The sequence below is a fragment of the Bounagaea algeriensis genome (genome assembly GCF_054491375.1).
Genome location: NZ_CM137102.1, coordinates 1,640,089 through 1,658,036, shown reverse-complemented (window position 1 = coordinate 1,658,036; position 17,948 = coordinate 1,640,089). Strand labels below are relative to the sequence as shown.

The 17,948-nt window shown below is 71.4% G+C and carries 15 protein-coding genes; 7 read left to right on the top strand and 8 right to left on the bottom strand.

Features of this window, described 5'->3' with window-relative positions:
- Nucleotides 1–3: 3 nt before the first annotated feature.
- On the top strand, nt 4–1,446 hold the full coding sequence (locus tag ACVGV2_RS07525) for a four-carbon acid sugar kinase family protein (RefSeq protein WP_459165326.1): 1,443 nt from the start codon (nt 4–6) through the stop codon (nt 1,444–1,446).
- A 29-nt stretch (nt 1,447–1,475) separates the two neighbouring features.
- Nucleotides 1,476–2,390, top strand: coding sequence for an NAD(P)-dependent oxidoreductase (locus tag ACVGV2_RS07520; protein WP_459165325.1), 915 nt, complete (start codon nt 1,476–1,478; stop codon nt 2,388–2,390).
- A 37-nt stretch (nt 2,391–2,427) separates the two neighbouring features.
- Here the strand turns inward: ACVGV2_RS07520 and ACVGV2_RS07515 are convergent, their stop codons facing one another.
- Together ACVGV2_RS07515 and ACVGV2_RS07510 are read right to left on the bottom strand one after the other, a co-directional pair.
- A complete protein-coding gene (locus ACVGV2_RS07515; protein ID WP_459165324.1) occupies nt 2,428–3,006 on the bottom strand; it encodes a helix-turn-helix transcriptional regulator in 579 nt (192 codons plus the stop codon).
- 236 nt (nt 3,007–3,242) lie between these two features.
- Nucleotides 3,243–5,204 (bottom strand): aconitate hydratase, encoded by a 1,962-nt coding sequence (locus ACVGV2_RS07510; protein WP_459165323.1) that lies wholly within the window; start codon nt 5,202–5,204, stop codon nt 3,243–3,245.
- A gap of 225 nt (nt 5,205–5,429) precedes the next feature.
- On the opposite strand from ACVGV2_RS07510, the gene ACVGV2_RS07505 reads away from it, so the two are divergent.
- Nucleotides 5,430–5,861, top strand: a complete 432-nt coding sequence (locus tag ACVGV2_RS07505) for a DUF4383 domain-containing protein (RefSeq protein ID WP_459165322.1) — start codon at nt 5,430–5,432, stop codon at nt 5,859–5,861.
- 64 nt (nt 5,862–5,925) lie between these two features.
- On the top strand, nt 5,926–6,795 hold the full coding sequence (locus ACVGV2_RS07500; RefSeq protein WP_459165321.1) for a DUF2804 family protein: 870 nt from the start codon (nt 5,926–5,928) through the stop codon (nt 6,793–6,795).
- 263 nt (nt 6,796–7,058) lie between these two features.
- On the opposite strand, the gene ACVGV2_RS07495 is transcribed toward ACVGV2_RS07500, so the two are convergent.
- Together ACVGV2_RS07495 and ACVGV2_RS07490 are read right to left on the bottom strand one after the other, a co-directional pair.
- Nucleotides 7,059–8,057: a TerC/Alx family metal homeostasis membrane protein gene (locus ACVGV2_RS07495; RefSeq protein ID WP_459165320.1), complete on the bottom strand. Its 999-nt coding sequence runs from the start codon at nt 8,055–8,057 to the stop codon at nt 7,059–7,061.
- A gap of 191 nt (nt 8,058–8,248) precedes the next feature.
- Nucleotides 8,249–11,644 (bottom strand): DEAD/DEAH box helicase, encoded by a 3,396-nt coding sequence (locus ACVGV2_RS07490; RefSeq protein ID WP_459165319.1) that lies wholly within the window; start codon nt 11,642–11,644, stop codon nt 8,249–8,251.
- A 315-nt stretch (nt 11,645–11,959) separates the two neighbouring features.
- Between ACVGV2_RS07490 and ACVGV2_RS07485 the strand changes: the two genes are divergently transcribed.
- Nucleotides 11,960–12,106, top strand: coding sequence for a hypothetical protein (locus tag ACVGV2_RS07485; protein WP_459165318.1), 147 nt, complete (start codon nt 11,960–11,962; stop codon nt 12,104–12,106).
- A 217-nt stretch (nt 12,107–12,323) separates the two neighbouring features.
- Nucleotides 12,324–13,589: a tRNA uracil 4-sulfurtransferase ThiI gene (gene thiI, locus ACVGV2_RS07480; protein ID WP_459165317.1), complete on the top strand. Its 1,266-nt coding sequence runs from the start codon at nt 12,324–12,326 to the stop codon at nt 13,587–13,589.
- A gap of 251 nt (nt 13,590–13,840) precedes the next feature.
- On the opposite strand, the gene ACVGV2_RS07475 is transcribed toward thiI, so the two are convergent.
- On the bottom strand, nt 13,841–14,086 hold the full coding sequence (locus ACVGV2_RS07475; RefSeq protein ID WP_459165316.1) for a PIN domain-containing protein: 246 nt from the start codon (nt 14,084–14,086) through the stop codon (nt 13,841–13,843).
- A gap of 16 nt (nt 14,087–14,102) precedes the next feature.
- Between ACVGV2_RS07475 and ACVGV2_RS07470 the strand changes: the two genes are divergently transcribed.
- Nucleotides 14,103–14,753: a class I SAM-dependent methyltransferase gene (locus tag ACVGV2_RS07470; protein ID WP_459165911.1), complete on the top strand. Its 651-nt coding sequence runs from the start codon at nt 14,103–14,105 to the stop codon at nt 14,751–14,753.
- A gap of 120 nt (nt 14,754–14,873) precedes the next feature.
- On the opposite strand, the gene ACVGV2_RS07465 is transcribed toward ACVGV2_RS07470, so the two are convergent.
- Genes ACVGV2_RS07465 through ACVGV2_RS07455 form a run of 3 tightly spaced genes read right to left on the bottom strand, consistent with a single transcriptional unit; the run spans nt 14,874 to nt 17,912 of the window.
- Nucleotides 14,874–15,938 (bottom strand): prenyltransferase, encoded by a 1,065-nt coding sequence (locus ACVGV2_RS07465; protein ID WP_459165315.1) that lies wholly within the window; start codon nt 15,936–15,938, stop codon nt 14,874–14,876.
- Nucleotides 15,925–16,656 carry a class I SAM-dependent methyltransferase gene (locus ACVGV2_RS07460; RefSeq protein ID WP_459165314.1) on the bottom strand — a complete coding sequence of 244 codons (732 nt, stop codon included), beginning with the start codon at nt 16,654–16,656 and terminating at the stop codon, nt 15,925–15,927. Before ACVGV2_RS07460 ends, ACVGV2_RS07465 begins: the two co-directional genes overlap by 14 nt.
- On the bottom strand, nt 16,650–17,912 hold the full coding sequence (locus ACVGV2_RS07455; RefSeq protein ID WP_459165313.1) for a glycosyltransferase family 4 protein: 1,263 nt from the start codon (nt 17,910–17,912) through the stop codon (nt 16,650–16,652). Before ACVGV2_RS07455 ends, ACVGV2_RS07460 begins: the two co-directional genes overlap by 7 nt.
- Nucleotides 17,913–17,948: the final 36 nt, after the last annotated feature.

Genomic DNA, 17,948 nt, shown 5'->3' with positions numbered 1-17,948 from the left:
ACCATGTCGCCACGTCCCGCGGACACCTCCGAGGCCGTGCCCACGGAGCGGTTGCTCGCGGACCTGCCCGCGGAACGCACCGTCGACCCGGACGAGCTCGCCGCCGCGGTCGCCGGCGGAGCCCGCGTCGTCGCCCTCGACGACGACCCGACCGGATCGCAGACCATCGCCGATCTCCCGGTGCTGACGACCTGGTCCGTCGACGACCTGCGCTGGGCACTGCGGACCTGCGAGGCGGGGTTCTTCGTGCTGACGAACACCCGCAGCCTCGCCCCGGCCGACGCGGCCGAGCGCAACCGCGAAGTCGCCGCCGCCCTGCACACCGCCGCCGCAGCCGAAGGCGTGCACTGCGCGCTGGTCAGCCGCAGCGATTCCACGATGCGGGGACACTTCCCGCTGGAAACCGACGTGCTCGCCGACAGCGCCGCGCAGCAGGGCAACCCGGTCGACGGCGTGGTCCTCGTCCCGGCCTTCCCCGACGCGGGCCGGATCACCGTGAACGCGGTGCACTGGACCCGGAACACATCGGAGACGATGCTGCCGGTCGGGCGCACCGAGTTCGCCCGCGACGCCGCGTTCGGCTTCGCCAACTCCGACCTGCGCGCGTGGGTCGCCGAGAAGACCGGCGGCCGCCACACCGCGGAGCAGGTCCGCGCGATCACCCTGACCGACCTGCGCACCCGCGGACCGGAGCACGTCGCCGACATCCTCGCCGGGTTGCGCGACGGCCAGCCGGTGGTCGCCGACGCCGTGCACGACGAGGACCTGCGGGTGCTCGCGCTGGCTTCGCTGCGCGCCGAGGCCCGCGGCAGCCACCTGATCTACCGCGCGGGCCCGTCGTTCATGCGCGCCCGCACCGGGCAGACGAAGCAGCCGCCGCTGTCGGCCGCGCGCCTGGCCGAGCTCACCGGCCCGGGGCACGGGCTCATCGCCGTCGGCTCGCACGTCGGCCTGACGACCTCGCAACTGGACGAACTCCGCGCACTCGGCGGGATCGACGAGCACGAGCTGCACGTGCCCAGCCTGCTCGACAGCGCCGCGCGGGACGAGCACATCCGGCAGGTCGCCGAGCGGGCCGCAGCCGCGATGGCCGAACGCGACGTCGTCATCACCACCAGCCGCGAGCTGGTCACCGGCGCCGATGCGGACGAGAGCCTGGCCGTCGCCCGCGCGGTCTCCGCCGGGCTCGTCGCCACCGTGCGCGCGGCCGTCCGCGCGCGCCGCCCGGCGTTCGTCGTCGCCAAGGGCGGCATCACCTCCAGCGACATCGCCACCGAAAGCCTCGACATCCGACGCGCGATGGTCCGCGGCCAGATGCTGCCGGGCATCATCTCGCTGTGGGAGCCGGTCCACGGGGAATTCTCCGGCGTCGCCTACGTGGTGTTTCCCGGCAACGTCGGCAATGCCGCGGCGCTGGCGCACGTGGTCGGCAACCTCCGCAGTTGAACACCCCGCACCTCTTTGGAGTTGAGCACATGGCCGACGATCACCCCGCCGTCGCAGTGATCGGGCTCGGCGCCATGGGCATGCCCATGGCGCGCCGCCTGTCCGAGACCTTCCCGGTAGCCGCCTTCGACGTCGCCGCGGAGCTGCGCGCGCAGGCCGGCGAGTTCGCCGATGCCACCGCCGCCAGCCCCGGCGAGGCGGCGCGCGACGCCGACGTGGTCGTCCTCGCCGTGCGCGACCACCGGCACGTCGACGCGGCCCTGTTCGGCACCGGCGGCATCGCAGCAACGGCGCGCGCGGGAACCCCGGTCGTGCTCACCTCCACCGTCGGCCCGGAGGAGGTGCGCAGCGCGTCAGAACGGCTGCGCGAACACGGTCTGACCACAGTGGACGCACCGGTGAGCGGCGGACCGGTGCGCGCGGGCGCGGGTGAGCTGCTCGTCGTCGTGGGCGCCGAGGACGCGGCACTGTCCACCGCCCGGCCCGTCCTCGACGCGCTGGCCGCCACACTCACCGTCGTGGGGCCGAATCCCGGTGACGGCCAAGCGCTCAAGGCGATCAACCAGCTGCTCGCCGGTGTGCACATCGCCGCGGCCGCCGAGGCCGTGGCGCTCGCCCGCGAACTGGGCCTCGACCCCGCCGTGGTGGTGGATTCGCTCGGCGAAGGCGCAGCCGGGTCCTTCATGCTGCGTGACCGCGGGCCGCGCATGCTCGAGTCCTATACCGAAGGGGGCGCTCCGGTGCGGTCCCGGATGGACATCTTCGTCAAGGACATGGGGATCGTCACCGAACTCGCCCGGCAAAACCGCGTTCCGGCACCGCTGTCAGCCGCCGCCCAGCAGCTGTACCTGCTGGGCGAGCGCTCCGACATGGGAGCGCGCGATGATGCGGAGATCGTTCGCCTGCTCTCGCCGCGGAATTCCGCGGAGCACGACGGCGGTTGAGCGGGCCACCGCTCTTCGCGGAACGCACCCGCACGGCTCATGCGCCCCTGTCCGGCACCGTGCCGTTCAGAGCGCCCTCGTCGAGGATCTTGATCACGGCCGAGGTGCGGTCGGAAACCCCCAGTTTGATGAACACGGCGCGGAGGTGGTTCTTCACCGTCCGCTCGGTGATGCCCAGCTGGCGTGCGATCTGCCGATTCGCCTTGCCACCGAGCAGCAACGACAGCACCTGCCGCTCGCGCTCGGTCAGGTCGGGGAAGCGTTCTTGCGGCAGCGGGGGCGCACCGGGCCCCAGCGCCCGCCCCGCCGCAGGACGCGCGTCCGAGTGCGCCGTGGTGCGGGCCGCCTCGGGGCGCGCAGCCTCGGAACGCCCAGTACCGGCGTGCGCGGCGTCGGTGTGCACGGCCTCGGAATACGCGGCCTCGGAATAAACCGCTGCCGAACGCACCGCATCGGAATGCGCCGAATCCTCGCCGTTCTCAGTGTCCGCTCGGAGAAGGCCCTCGACTTCGGCGAGCAACCGGTTCGCCCGGCAGGTCTGATCGGCGGCCTCCCGGATCAGGGCGCGGATGACAGCCCGCACGGCCTCGTTCTCCGCCCGCTCACCATCGTTCATCCGTTCTCCGAATTTCGGTCGCGCCGCTTCCCGCACACGAACACCGAGCAACACCGACACTCTAGGTCACGAACGGCGCCGTCGGCCGCTTTCCGCCCGATGTTCCGCCATCCAGCCCACTCCGCGAAAGGAGAAAGCCCCGACGGGCGGACACCTCGCGTCGCCGATCGAATGATCAACCGAACGACGAACGGGCCCGCACGACGCGAGTGCGGGCCCGACGGCGCGAGAAGCGATCAGCCCCGTTCCGCGGACGCCAGCAGCGGGATGAGCCCGCCGTGCCGCACCGCGCGGACTTGGCGCTGCGACAGCGAGTGCCGCAGCTCGTAGCTCTCCCCGCGCGTCAGGTTGTGCAGGGTCAGTTCCCGCCCCGCGTCGAGCGCCTCACCGGGCCGGTCGAGCGCGAGCACGTCGTCGCGCCGGATGCGGTCGTAGTCGCCCGCTTCGGTGAACTCGAGCGCGAGGATGCCGAAATTCGCCAGGTTCTGCCAGTGGATCCGGGCGAAGGACTTCGCCACGACCACGCGCAACCCGAGGTAGCGCGGGGTGATCGCGGCGTGCTCGCGCGAGGATCCCTGCCCGTAGTTCTCCCCACCGATGACGACGTGCCCGCTGCCGTTCTGGTACTCCTGCGCTCGAGCGGGGTAGTCGGGGTCGATCCGGGTGAAGGTGAATTCCGCGAGTTTCGGGACGTTCGAGCGGTACGGCAGGGCACGCGCCCCGGCCGGGGAGATCTCGTCGGTGGACACGTTGTCGCCGGTTTTCAGCAGCACGGGCGCTTCGATGCGCTCCGGCAGCGGGGACAGTTCCGGCAGTGCCGAGATGTTCGACCCGCGTTCCAGGGGCTGCTGCCGCGCCTGCTCGTACGGCAGCGGTTCCACGAGCATGGCGGTGTTGATCGAGGCCTTCTCCGGCAGCTGGGGGCGCGGTGCGGTCATGTCGTACTTGTTCACCAGGTCCCGCGGATCCGTGATCACCCCGGTCAGCGCCGAGGCCGCCGCCGTCTCCGGCGAGCACAACCAGACCGAGTCCTCTTCGGTGCCCGACCGGCCGGGGAAGTTGCGCGGGAAGGTCCGCAGCGAGTTGTGCCCCACCGCGGGCGCCTGCCCCATGCCGATGCACCCCATGCACCCGGACTGGTGGATCCGGGCACCCGCGGCGATCAGGTCGAACGTCGCCCCCATCCGGGTCATGTCCTCGAGGATCTCCCGCGAGGTCGGGTTGACGTCGAAGCTGACCGCGTCGTCGGTCTGCCGCCCGCGCACGATCTCCGCGGTGGCGGCGAAGTCGCGCAGACCGGGGTTGGCCGAGGAGCCCACGACGACCTGGCTGGTCGACTCGCCCGCGACCTCGCGGACCGGAACGACGTTGTCCGGCGCCGACGGCTTGGCGATCAGCGGTTCCAACGCGGACAGGTCGATCTCGTCGGTGACGTCGTAGACCGCGTCCGGATCGGCGTGCAGCTCGGTGAAGTCCTCGGGCCTGCCCTGGGCGGTGAGGAAGCTGCGCACCGCCTCGTCGGCCGGGAAGACCGTGGTGGTCGCCCCCAGCTCGGCACCCATGTTGGCGATCACGTGCCGGTCCATCGCGGTGAGGTCGTCCAGGCCGGGCCCGTAGTACTCGATGATGCGGTTGACACCTCCCTGCACCGTGTGCCGGCGCAGCATCTCGAGCACGACGTCCTTGGCCGAGACCCAGTCGGGCAGCTGCCCGGTCAGCCGCACGCCCCAGATCTGCGGCATCCGGATGCGCAGCGGCTGGCCCGCGATAGCGACGGCGACCTCGAGCCCGCCGACGCCGACGGCCAGCATGCCCAGCGAGCCGGCCGCGCAGGTGTGCGAGTCCGATCCCACCATCGTCTTGCCCGGCTTGCCGAAGCGCTGCATGTGCGTCGGGTGGGACACGCCGTTGCCGGGCTTGGAGTACCAGATGCCGTAGCGCTCCGCGGCCGACCGCAGGAACTGGTGGTCCTCGGCGTTCTTCTCATCGGCCTGCAGCAGGTTGTGGTCGACGTACTGGACGCTCACCTCGGCCCGCGTGCGATCCAGGCCCAACGCCTCCAGTTCCTGCATCACCAGGGTCCCCGTGGCGTCCTGGGTGAGCGTGTGGTCCACCGCCAGGCCGATCTCGGCGCCGGGCGTCATCTCCCCTTCGACCAGATGATCGGCGATGAGCTTCTGAGCGGCGGTGCGCGCCATGACCAACCTCCCGGCGATCAGCGTTTCGTGCGCGACCGGATGCCCGGTCGCCCCCACCCTGCTACCCAACCGCGCGCGCGGCGAAACGATCGCCGACCGGAAACCACCGGCTCGGATGCATAGCGGCGTGCCCGAGCGGGTAGATCACGGGCGGGTCACCGGTTGCCGAGTCACCGGTTGCCGGGTGACCGGGCCGCTGGGCGCACTGCTTTCAGGCGAGGAACGATGAGCACCGCGACGATCACCCGCCACGCCGACTGGCGGACCTACGTGCTGTGGGGCGAGGGCGTGCTGCTCGTGCTGCTCGCGGCCGCGGGGCTGATCGCCAACGGCCCGGTTCCGCTGCTGGGGCGGCCCGAGCAGCTGGTGCTCGGCTTCCACGTCCACGGCCTGCACGGGCTGCTGCTGCTCGTGACCGGCTTGGCTGCCCTGGGCTGCTCCGGACGCGGGCACGGGCAGCGAGGGTTCCTCGGTGCGCAGGCCGTCGCCTACATCGTCGTGTTCCTGTTCACCGCGTCCCAGATGGGCCCCTCCGCGGCCGAGCCGATCGAGCTGAGCATGCAGGACGTGTTCCTGCACGCGGCACTGGCCACGGTGGGTGCGATGCTGTGGTTGTCGCTGTCGCTGGCGCCCCAGGGCGGTCAGCAGCGCAGCTGACCGCCGGAGCCGTCCGCTGTGCACGCGGTTCCCCGCGCGCACCGAGATCACTAGGATCACGAGCGTGAGCCGGGACCGAGCCGACGCCGAACGCGCGCAGACGGCGGACGAAGCCCTGCCGGTGCGCCGCGTGGAGGCGAGCACCGCCGAGCTTCCCCTCGACCCGGCGCGACTGCCCGTGCTCCGCGGCGGCCGACCCCGCAAGCTGTGGAGCTACCTGGGGGTGTTCGGATCCGACGTGCGCCTGTGCGCCGGCGTGGTGCGCATCGCCGGGGCGGTCCAGTCGTTCTGGGCGGTGCACCTGCCCGAACGGGGGATCTTCCGCGAGCACACCGCCCTCCGCACCGCCGTCGCGTTCACCGGCACCCACGTGTGGTTCGAGGGCCGCGGCGTGCGCGCCCGACTCGGCCTCGTGCCCTGCGGCGAGCGCGTGGACGTGGTCAGCCGCCACGGCCGGCACCCGGTGTGGACCCGCAAAACCCCGCTGCACGTGCGCGGGGCGGTCTCCGTCGACGGCACGTCGCTGCCCGTCGACGCCCCCGGCTTGCGCGACGACTCGGGCGGGCACCACGCCCGCACCACCCGCTGGTTCTGGTCGGCCGGTTGCGGCGTCTCCGCCGAGGACCGCGCGGTGACGTGGAACCTGGTGCACGGCCTGCACGACGACCCGGGCGCCTCCGAACGCACGGTTTGGATCGACGGGCTCGCCCAGCACGTCGACCCGGTCTCCTTCGCACCGGACCTCACCGCGGTGCACCACGCGCACGGCACGCTGTCGCTGCAGCACGAGGCCGAGCGCTCGCGGCACGAGCGGCTGCTCGTGCTCGACAGCCACTACCGGCAACCCTTCGGCACGGCCACCGGCACCCTGCCCGACGGCACCGCGCTGCGCCGCGGCGACGGCGTCGTGGAGTGGCACGCCGCACGCTGGTGAGGCCGCCGTGCACGCACGAAGCACGGCGGTCCCAGCGGCGTTCTCCCGCCCCGTCCCAGTCCGGTGGGCAGGGGCCAGTGCGCCCCGACCAGGGCGGCTCGGCCAGGGCGGCCCGGCCAGGGCGCCCCGACCAGGGCGGCCCGGTCAGTGCGGTGCAGTCAGTGCGGCGGGCGCACGTCGTACAGCACGGCGCAGACGACCACCAGCGCGAGCAGCACCAGCACCAGCACGCCGAGCTCGACGAGCAGGCCTGCCATGACGACTCACTCCCTCGACACCGCCTTGCTGCGCTGCGCGCGGAGACTGGCCAGCGTGACCACGCCGAGCACGACCACGATCACACCCAGCGACAGCGGTGTGGGCACATCCGGCACGGCGGGCCACACCTCGTGCGCCCAGTGCAGCACCAGCTTGGCACCGATGAACGCCAGGATGATGGCCAGGCCGTGGTTGAGGTAGACCAACTTGGCCAGGGCCGTGTGCAGGACGAAGTACAGCGCCCGCAGCCCCAGCAGGGCGAACGCGTTCGTGGTGAACACCAGGTACGGGTCGGCCGTGATGCCGTACACCGCGGGCACCGAGTCGACGGCGAAGACCACGTCCGCGCCGAAGACCGCCACGACGACCACCGCCAGCGGGGTCAGCGCGCGCCTGCCGCCCTCGCGCACGAGCATCCGCGCGCCGCGGTAGTCCTCGGTCACCGGCATGATGCGGCGCATCAGCCGCACCGACCGCATCTGCGAGACGTCCTTCTCGAACGACTCGCCCTTGAGCGCTTCCCGCAGGATCTTCACCGCCGTGAAGAACAGGATCGCGCCGAACACGAGGAACGCCCACGTGCCCGCCTGCAGCAGCGCGGCGCCCGCGGCGATGAACACGCCGCGCAGCATGAGCGCGCCGACGATGCCGTACAGCAGCACGCGCTGCTGCAGCGCCGCCGGCACGGCGAAGGCCGTGAGCAGCAGCATGAACACGAACAGGTTGTCCACCGACAGCGACTTCTCCACCAGGAAGCCGGTGGTGAACTCGAGCGCCTGGTCGCTGCCGTAGGTCGGCCACAACCACAGGGCGAACACCAGCGGCAGCGCCAGGTAGAACACGGACCAGCCCACGGCCTCGCGCAGCGAGACCTCGTGCGGCTTGTGCGTCACCGCGAAGTCCGTGACGAGCAGCGCGATGAGCACGAAGATGCTGACAGCCCACAGCCAGGGCGTCCCGATCGACTCCGTTCCCGCTGTCGCGGCGAGCGGGGTGCTGAGCACAGGCCTCCTCCTCAAGCAGGCGAACCGGCTTGAGGTCTCCTTCACCGCAGCGGGTGGCCGTCCGAGGACGCCGTGGGACGTCCGTACTGACCGGGGCGGCCTCGAGAAGTACTCCCCTCAGTTCGAAGTATCTCCGATACGGTGCATCCGCGGCAACGGCGGGCCGACTTCCCGGGCGGGTGATCTCGGCCTCATCGGTCGTGGAACGGCCACGGGCGGGCCGGAAGCGTGCCCGCCAGCTCGGTGAAGTACCGCTGCTGCCCCCACTGCTCGTGGTTTCCGATGACGTAGAAGCGTCGTTTCGCCCTGGAGACGGCGACGTTGAGCAGGTTCGGCTTTCTCGCGGCCCAGCCCTGAGCCCCCTCTCGGCCCTGCGCACCGAGCACGAGCACGATGATGTCGTTTTCCCGCCCCTGCACCGTGTGGATCGTGCCGACTCGGTCCGCCAGCGAACGGCCGAACTGCTGGCGCACCGTGTCCGCAGCTTGCCGAACCACGGCGCGGAACGGGCTGATGATCCGCACGTGCTCGGCGTCCACGCCCTGCTCGTGAAGCTCCGTGAGCAGCTCGACGAGCGCGCTCCCCTCCCGTTCGGACCAGTGGTCGCGGCCCGGTTCGTCCCGCACGTCGACCCAGCAGCTCGGCCACACGCGATCGTTCGGCTTCTCGGCCGTCGCGTAGACCATGAGCGTGCCGCCGTATCCGATGCGGTTCGACAGATCGAACATGGGGCGTTCGCAGCGCCGGTGCACCCGCAGCGGCGAGCCGACCCACACCGAGGATTCCTCGTCCTCGCTCGGCTGCAGCTCGGTACCGAAACGCGCTCGGTCGTCGGCAAGGCTCTGCACCGAGCGCCCGTCGGGTTTCCACCGCGCTCGTACATCGTGGTATTCGCGCAGCCGCTCCTGGACGCCGGAGGGCAACGTGAGAATTGGTTCGAGCTGCTGCGGATCCCCGAGAACGAGGGCGCGCTTGCTGCGCCACAACGCCCCGACAGCAGCCTGCGGCGTGACCTGCCCGGCTTCGTCGATGAACAGCCAGCCGAGCTCCTCCCTGCCGAGACCGGTGAACAACCGCGGAATCGACGCGAAAGTGGTGGACACGGCGGGCACCACGAGGAACAACGTCTGCCAGGCAGCGCGCAGCTGCTCGGGTTCGAGCTGCACCTCGCGTTTCAGGCTGTGCACGAGCGCATTGAGGTTGCTGCGCACTCGCTTCCGCTCGTGCAGCACGAAGCTCTTGTGCAGGCGCAGGGCTTCGAGGAACAGATCATTGCGAGCCGCGGTGAACTCCGCATCGGCCCACGGGGCAATGCGTTCGCTCGCCTCACTACCGGGCGCGTCCCCGCGCTGCGGGACCGCTCCGGGCCACTGCCTCCGCGCCTCGTCGAGCGTTCGCTGGGCTTCGGCGTGCGCCTCGAGCGCAGCATCTCGGCTTCGTTCCTGCTGAGCTCGCTCGCGCCGCAACTCTGCCCGCTGCTCTCTGATTCGATCCAGTCCATGCCCGGCTTCTGCACGATCGGCCACAGCCCGGTCCAGTCGTTCCCGGAAAGGCCGGTGTCGAGCTGCCCAGGTTCGGCGCGGCCTGTTTCCGCGCATCAACGAACGCCAGAAGCCGGGTTTCAGCGCAGCGTGCCCAGCGCAGGCGGTCTCGGCCTCGACCACCGAAGCTGCTGCGTCGTCGCAGCGCTGCTGGGCTTTGTCGATCGCGCGTTCGCACTCGGCCAGTTCCTGGTCGATCCGGTTGAGCTCCGTTTCGCATTCACCGATCCCGCGTCTGCTCCGCGCATCCCGGACGAGCGCGTGACCATACGGTTCCCGCTCCTCGGCCAGGTCATCCACGGTCCGTAGCGCCTCGCGGAACCGGCGCACGGCCTCAGTCCAGCTCCGGGCAGGTGGAGCAGTTTCATCACCGCCCGGCTTCAAATACTTCCCGAGACCGGGAACCGGATCGAAGCTCGGCTCGGCCCGTCCCGACTCCGCCCAATCGGGAACGTCACCTTGGTCTTTCCACAGCCGGTCGGCGAACAGCTTCGTGTTCGAGGCATTGCCCAGCACGGCGGTGATCAGCCCCCAGGACGGTTCGCCTCGCAGCTTCCCGGCCAAATCCGCGAAGTAGTCGGCGGCGAAGGCGTTCTCCTCCCACCCCGAAACCGCGTCGGGCGTCGGCAGTTCCCCCGTGATGTTCTCCGCCGCGGCATTGTTCGCCGTGGCCACGACCATTTCGAACCCGGTCAACTCCGTGCTGACGGCGTGGAGCTTCGGCTTGTTCCGCGGTCCGATCTCGACCTGCCCCAGGTCCGCGACGAACGCCTCCCGTGGATCGTCCAACTCCGCGAGACGCTCGGCGCGGTCGACCACGTTCGCGGCCAGCACGTCGCGCAGCATCGTCGTCTTACCCGTGCCGGGTGGTCCGTTGACGGCGAAAAGCCCCGCAGCACCGCGCAGTTCCGCGCACATCTGGTTGACCGCGAACTGTTGACTGAGCACCAGTGGACGATCCGGACGAACCGGCCACTTCCCGCGAGGTGTCTTCGTCGGGACCACGCGCGACAGAGCCTCCTCAGGATGCTGCCGCACATCGATCCGTTCCGCTTCGGCGCGGGGATCGCGGAGGTACTCATGCAGCGCAGCACCGATATCGCCGTTGCGCGCAGCGCACTCGACGGTCGCCAAATCGGGTGCGACGAAGCTGTTCAGCAAACCGGTATCCGACGCGCCGTCGGCCTGGTTCGGCCGCACAGCGCGGCATTCCACGCGGACACCGGCGGCGCCCACCGCGTCCAGTCCCATCGACGTGGTGAGCTCGGCGACGAAGTCGTTGAGCGCGCGGGCCGTCATCCGCACCCGCGGGGAACGCCGTCCCCCTTCACCAACATCTCCTGCATCGCAGCTCGGCGCCGCACCACCGGCCCCGCCGCCGTCTTCGGCGGTCGCGACCGGCCCCAGCAAACTGCTGACGAAGCTCCCTGCTGCCGCGCCCGCGATCCCGCTGATCGGAACACCGACGACCGAGTCGAGCGCAGTTCTCGCCGCGGTGCCCACCGCATCGCCGGTGTTCTGCGCGGCCGTCTGCCAGGCATCCCGCCCGGCTCCTCGCACGCGCTGGCCGAGCTCTTCCTTGAGCGCTGAGCTCGCACCGGAGCCCTGGCGGACGCGCTTCTCGGGCGGAACGAGCGAATTGAGCGCCTCCGCGAAAGACCGCTGGTCCTCGCCGAAGCCCTCCAACCAGTCTGCGGCCTCGGGGCCGGGATCTACGACAGTACGGCTGACCGCCCACGCGCAGGAGGAGAGTGCGCCGGTGTCCTCGATCAGGTACCCGTCGGCATCGAGCGCGAACGCGAACGTGGCCGTCGTCCCGTCGCGCCGCCCGTCCGGGGAGTTCTCTTCCGACTGGGCATGGAGGTGCTTCTCGAGCACCTCGCGCACGGCCCCCAGTTCGAACAGTCCGCCGTAGACGACGTAGCGCCACGTCGCGTTGGTGTTGGAGCGATTCCGCTGGAGCGGATGTTCGGGTTCCCATGGCGCCGGCTCGTCCTTCGGGACCTCGAACGTCGGAGTCTTCTTCGGATCGAGAGTAGAATTCACCTTGGGCGCGCGGATCGCGGTTCGAACATCTCCACCGACTGCCAGAACCGCACCACCTGCGCTGCATCTTCGTGGTCGCTCACCGAACCCCCGGTTGACGGGTGGGTGCAAGATCAACACGGCAACCTACCGGACGGCGTGCGGGCGGCAAACCCGACGAAGGTGTGACAGGTGCCCCGACGAAGGTGTGACAGGTGCTCAGCCGCACGTCTCCGGAGGACTGCTCCGGGGGCACCGAGCGAGACGTCTCCAGATCCGCGGGGTGACCGCTTCGGCGGACGTCCTCGTGCTGCGCAGAGCCCCGCTCACAGGACGGTGCGCAGCTCCTCCTCGGCCCGCGCGGCGGTGGAGCTGCGCCAGCTGCGAGCTTTCCAGCTCGGCCAGCAGCGCCTTGCCGCCGGAGCAGACGTGCGCGGGCAGGATCGTCCCGCGGCGGTCGCCGACGTGCAGTACCTGCGTTGATCCGACGCTGGCCCGGTGGACGAGCATCGACAGCAGGGGTGGGGCGGTCACCGGCTCCGGCGGGACCGGTTCCGACGGGACCGGGTTCGGCGGGCACGGGCTTACCGCCCGGCCGGTGCAAGCCCGTATCCTCGGGGAGTCCTCCCGGCGTCGCGCAGGGTCGGCGTGCTTGCCGCTGCGACGTCGGGCCTACCGCGTGTCCAGAGGGGTGGAGTGCATGCCGTCGCAGCCGTGTGTGCTGCTCAAGCACGGAGAGCTCGCGATCAAGGGCCGCAACCGCGGCGTCTTCGAGCGGCACCTGCTGCGGAACCTGGAATGGGCGCTCGGCGAGGTCGACTCCCGAGCCCGCGTCGAACGGCGGGCGGGGGTGCTCGTGGTGACCTCCCCGAACGCGCAGGATCCCCAGCGGCAGGCCGCGCTGGTCGAACGCGCTCGGGAAGTGATCGGCATCAGCGTCGTGCAGCCCGGGGTGCGCACGTCGAAGGACCCGAAGGCGACCGCGCAGTCCATGCTCGCACTGCTGACCGAGCAGTTGGGCGCAGCGCCGCGCACGTTCGCCGTGCGGGCGCGTCGGCGGGACAAGAACTTCCGCATGACTTCCTCGGAGATGGCCGCCTACCTGGGCCAGCGCGTGGTGGACGAGCTGGGGTGGCCGGTGGACCTGGACAATCCGGACACCGAGATCACCGTCGAGGTGGACTGGCGCGAGACGTTCGTGTCCGTCCAGCACCTGCGCGGGCAGGGCGGCCTGCCGGTGGGCTCCAGCGGCAGGGCGCTGTCGCTGCTCTCGGGCGGGTACGACTCGCCGGTCGCGGCACACCGGATGATGCGCCGCGGGCTGCACTGCGACTTCCTGCACTTCACCGGTGCGCCGTACACGGGCCCGTCGTCGACGTACAAGGCCTACGCACTGGTGCGCCAGCTCAACCGCTTCCAGGGCGGTTCACGCCTGCACGTGGTGCCGATCGGCAAGGCGCAGCGCGCGCTGGCCACCGCCGGCGCCGGTGAGCTGCAGATCGTGGCGCAGCGCCGGCTCATCGTGCGGGTGGGCACCGCGCTGGCGCAGCGGCTCGGCGACGAGGCCCTGGTCACCGGCGACAGCCTCGGCCAGGTCTCCAGCCAGACGTTGAGCAACATGGCCACCACCGAGCAGGCGGCGGGCCTGCCGGTGCTGCGACCGCTGCTGGCCTGGGACAAGCAGGAGATCATGGGCGAGGCCGCGAACATCGGCACGGCCGAGATCTCCAAGCTGCCGGACGAGGACTGCTGCAGCCTGATCATGCCGCCGAACGTGGCCACGCACAGCCAGCACTCCCAGCTGCACAAGGTGGAGAACCGCGTCGGCTTCGACGACCTGATCGAGGAGGTCCTGGACAACATCCAGGTGCTGGAGGTCGAGGGCGAGCGCGCCCCCACCGCCAGTTGCGAGGCGGATGCCTCGGACGCTGAGGACGTCGAGCGCGCCCGGGCGGCCACGGTCTGACAGGGGCGCCGGCGGGCATGCGCGGATGTGTGCGCCCACCGCGACGCCCGCCCCTCTCGCCGCGCCCGGGACGGGTTTCGCGGTGCGCACGCCCGTCCCGGCAACCCGAATTCGGGGATCTGCTCGACCGCGGGGATCGATCGCGAACTGATCGTGAATCCGTGCGCGACCGCCGCGACCGGCGAGAGCACCGTGGCCGACTGGCTCACCGAGGTCGAGCGCGGTCACAGCTGTGCGGCGGTGAGGCGGGATCAGCCGCTCCACGGGTTGAACAGGTTGTTGCCGGTGGCATCGAAGTCGTCGGTGTTGCGCGTGGCCAGTGTCGCTCCGCGAGATGCGCAGATCACGGCGATCTGCGCATCGGCCGTGGCGACGGGCCGCCCGGCGCTCTCGCGGCTGACGACGATCCCGGCGTACCGGCGAGCCGCAGGGGCGATGCCGTGGTCGATAGGCTCGGCGCGAACGCCGCCGAACCCACCAGGAGATCGCGTGTCCACCGCCGCCCCGGCGAGCATGCCCGCGGAGCTGCTCGCCCACGCCGAGAACACCCCCGGTTTCATGCCGGCCGACGAGGGGATCGCGCTGCACCGGGCGACGATCGAACACCTCGGCACGGGCACGGCGGTCGAGATCGGCACCTACTGCGGCAAGTCCACGCTGTACCTGGCCGCTGCCGCGCGACACACCGGTGGCGCCATCGTCACCGTGGACCACCACCGGGGCTCGGAGGAGCACCAGCCCGGCTGGGAGTACCACGATCCGGACCTGGTCGATCCCGAGGTGGGGCGGTTGGACACGCTCGGCACGTTCCGCCGCACCATGGCCACCGCGGGCCTGGAGGAGCACGTGTTGGCCGTCGTCGGTGATTCGGCCACCATGTCGACCCGTTGGAACACCCCGCTGGGACTGCTGTTCATCGACGGCGGGCACACCGAACGGGCCGCCCGGAGCGACTTCGCCGGCTGGGCGCACTGGGTCGCTCCCGGCGGCGCGCTCGTCATCCACGACGTCTTCCCCGACCCCCGCGACGGCGGGCAGGCCCCCTACCACGTGTACCGGCGCGCGGTGGATTCCGGCCGGTTCCGGGAGGTTTCGGTGACGGGTTCGCTGCGGGTGCTGGAACGCGTCGCGGGCGAAGCGGGCGCGCCCGTCGACGCCGAGTGAACGTCCACAGCGGACCGCGCAGTACGAGATCCCCGCGCAGCACGCTTTCCCGCACCTGAACCCTCTGCACAGCACCATTCCCCGAGCGCTGCGCGAGCCCGGCTCACCGGAGGGGTTCCCTCACGGCGCCGCCGCGGCGGCAGGCGTGCGCACCGGGTGCGCCGATCCGACCGCACCGCGGAAGATCCCGTTCGCCGGTGTGGTGCGCGACAACGCGTCGGCGGCGAGGATCACCGAGGCCGAGGTCCACGTGGTCCGCTCCCAGGGCCACCGCTTGCCGTCGGCGTAGACGTAACCCGTCCAGTACGAGCCGTCCGCATCGCGCAGGTGCTGCATCGCGGCGAACAGCTTGTGCGCCCACGCGTTCTCCCCGAGCGCGTCCAGGCTCAGCACGAGTTCGCAGGTCTCGGCACCGGTCACCCACGGCCGGTCGGCGACGCACCGCACTCCCAGACCGTCCACGACGAACTCGTCCCAGCGGGAGCGCAGCAGCCGCGCCGCGTCGTCCTCGCGCACCGCCCCGCCCAGAACGGGGTAGTACCAGTCCATCGAATAGCGCGGTTTCGGCGCGAACACCGCCGGCTCCGCGCGCACCGCCTCCCCCAGCCGGTCGGCCGCCTCCCGCCAGTGCGGCTGCGGGCTGCCCACGTGCTCGGCCAGGGCGAGCGCGCACCGCAAGCTGTGGTGGATGCTGGAGCACCCGGACAGCAGCGCCTCGTCGAACGGTTCGCCGCAGGGGTCCACCGCCCAGCTGATCTGCCCGTGCGCGCGCTGGGCAGCGAGGACGAACTCGACGGCGGCGCGCACCACGGGCCACATCTCGGCGGCGAAGGCCGAATCACCGGTCAGCAGCACGTGGTGCCACACGCCGACCGCCGGGTAGGCGCAGAAGTTCGTGTCCGCCGCGGCGTCCTCGACGCGCCCGGCGCGCACGCGCAGCGGCCAGGAGCCGTCGGGACGCTGCGTCGCGCGCAACCACCGGTAGGCGCGGGCGGCGCGGGCCCGCTGTCCCGCCGCGGCCAGCCCCATCGCGGATTCGACGTGGTCCCAGGGATCCACGTGCCCACCCGGGTACCAGGGGATCGCCCCGGAATCGAGCTGCACCATGCCGATCGCCCGCGCGGTGCGGCGCACCTGATCGGCGGTGAGGGCGCCGGGGACCGCCGGAACCTCAGGCGGCGGCACCGGGAACTCCCGGTTTGCCGAGGTAGGCCACCACGCTCTTGCCGAGCACCGGGTCGAGCAGCCGTTCGGCGGTGCGCGTGAGCCGCGGAGCCCGCATCAGGTCCCACACGAGCATCCGGTGGTACGCGCGCACGGCCGGGTGCTCGTCGTCGTCCGGCCCCACCGCGCACTTCAGCCACCAGTACGGCGCGTGCAGCGCGTGCGCGTAGTGGTGGAACGCCGGCCGCAACCCGGCCTCGCGGAGCTTGCCGAGCAGCTCGTCGGTGCGGTAGATGCGCACGTGCCCGCCTTCGACCTGGTGGTACTCGTCGGAGAGGGCCCAGCACACGCGTTCGGGGAACCAGCGGGGCACGGTGACGACGACGCGCCCGCCCGGTTTGACCACGCGGACCAGTTCGTGCATCGCCTTCTCGTCCTCGGGCAGGTGCTCCATGATTTCCGCGGCGATGACCCGGTCGAAGTAGTCGTCGGGGAACGGCAGCGACAGCGCGTCCCCGGTGGCCGTGCTGGCACCGGCAGCGGCGGGCACCTCGCCCTCGGCCTCCATCGCGGCGAACAGCGTCGCCACGTTCTCCAGCTCGGCGGCGTCGTGGTCGAAGGCGACGACCTCGGCGCCGCGGCGGTACAGCTCGAAGGCGTGCCGCCCGGCGCCGCACCCGAGGTCGAGCGCGCGCATGCCCGGTGCCACGCCGAGCTTGTCGAAGTCCACCGTCAGCACCGGCCCGCTCCCTTCCGCGGCGTTTCCGCGCACGTTCGTTCGATCGCTTCCGCGTAGCAGTCGACCGTGGCGGCGGCCACGGACGTCCAGCTGTAGCGCTGAACGACCCGGCGCCGGCCTGCCTCGCCGAGCCGGTTCCGGTAGTCCGGCGAGGCCAGCACCGCGCCCAGCGCTGCGGCCAGCTCCTCGGCATCGCCGGGCCGGACGAGTTCCACGGTTTCGCCGTGCTCGCCCGCGACTTCCGGGATGGCGCCGGCGCGGCTGGCCACCAGCGGGGTGCCGCAGGCCATGGCTTCCACCGCGGGCAGCGAGAACCCCTCGTACAGCGAGGGGACGCAGGCCACTTCGGCCGAGCCGAGCAGTTCGGCGATCTCGCCGTCGCTGAGCCCGCTCGCGGTGCGCACCACGTCGCCGATGGCGAGCTCCTCGATGCGGCGCGCCGTGGCCCCGCCGGGGGTCGGTTGGGAGATGAGCACGAGTTCCACGTCGCGTTCGGTGCGCAGCTTCGCGACGGCCTCCAGCAGCGTGCCCACGCCTTTCATCGGGGTGTCGGCACTGGCCGTGGCCACGATGCGACCGGGGACGCGGGGTTTTTCCGGTGGGCGGAACACCGCGGTGTCCACCCCGAGGGGAACGACGCTGAGCTGGTCGCGGTGCACGCCGAAGTCGCGCCGGATGTCGGCGGCGGAGGATTCGGACACCGTCATCAGGTGCGGGATGCGGCGGGCCACGCGGGCCTGCATCCGCAGGAAGCCGTACCAGCGGCGGAGGGTGAGCCTGCGCCACCCGGTCGCGTTCGCGAGGTCGACGCGGCGGTCGTGCGTGATCGGGTGGTGGATGGTCGCCGTCACCGGCAGTCCGGCCGGGGGCAGTCCGAGCAGGCCGTAACCGAGGCTCTGGTTGTCGTGCACGACGTCGAACTCGTGCGCGCGGGCGCGCAACCGGCGGGCCGCGCGCAGCGTGAACGTCAGCGGCTCGGGAAATCCCGCGGTCCACATCGTGCCGAGTTCGAGCAGGTCGACCCAGTTCCGGAACTCGCGCCAGTGCGGCGTGCGGAACGGGTCCGGCTCGCGGTAGAGGTCCAGGCTGGGCACGCGGGTCAGCTGCACCTCCGGATCCAACTCCGGGTAGGGCTGCCCGGAGAAGACCTCCACGTGGTGGCCGAGTTCGGCCAGGCCCCGGCTGAGGTGGCGCACGTACACACCCTGGCCGCCGCTGTGCGGCTTGCTGCGGTAGGACAGCAGCGCTATTCGCACGGGTTCACCTCGCAGACCGGTCGCTGCCGACCGGAT

What these genes read in the sequence shown, in the direction of transcription:
- ACVGV2_RS07525 (WP_459165326.1), top strand. Translation starts at nt 4, where the DNA reads ATGTCGCCACGTCCCGCGGACACCTCCGAGGCCGTGCCCACGGAGCGG.
- ACVGV2_RS07520 (WP_459165325.1), top strand. Translation starts at nt 1,476, where the DNA reads ATGGCCGACGATCACCCCGCCGTCGCAGTGATCGGGCTCGGCGCCATG.
- ACVGV2_RS07515 (WP_459165324.1), bottom strand. Translation starts at nt 3,006, where the DNA reads ATGAACGATGGTGAGCGGGCGGAGAACGAGGCCGTGCGGGCTGTCATC.
- ACVGV2_RS07510 (WP_459165323.1), bottom strand. Translation starts at nt 5,204, where the DNA reads ATGGCGCGCACCGCCGCTCAGAAGCTCATCGCCGATCATCTGGTCGAA.
- ACVGV2_RS07505 (WP_459165322.1), top strand. Translation starts at nt 5,430, where the DNA reads ATGAGCACCGCGACGATCACCCGCCACGCCGACTGGCGGACCTACGTG.
- thiI (WP_459165317.1), top strand. Translation starts at nt 12,324, where the DNA reads ATGCCGTCGCAGCCGTGTGTGCTGCTCAAGCACGGAGAGCTCGCGATC.
- ACVGV2_RS07470 (WP_459165911.1), top strand. Translation starts at nt 14,103, where the DNA reads ATGCCCGCGGAGCTGCTCGCCCACGCCGAGAACACCCCCGGTTTCATG.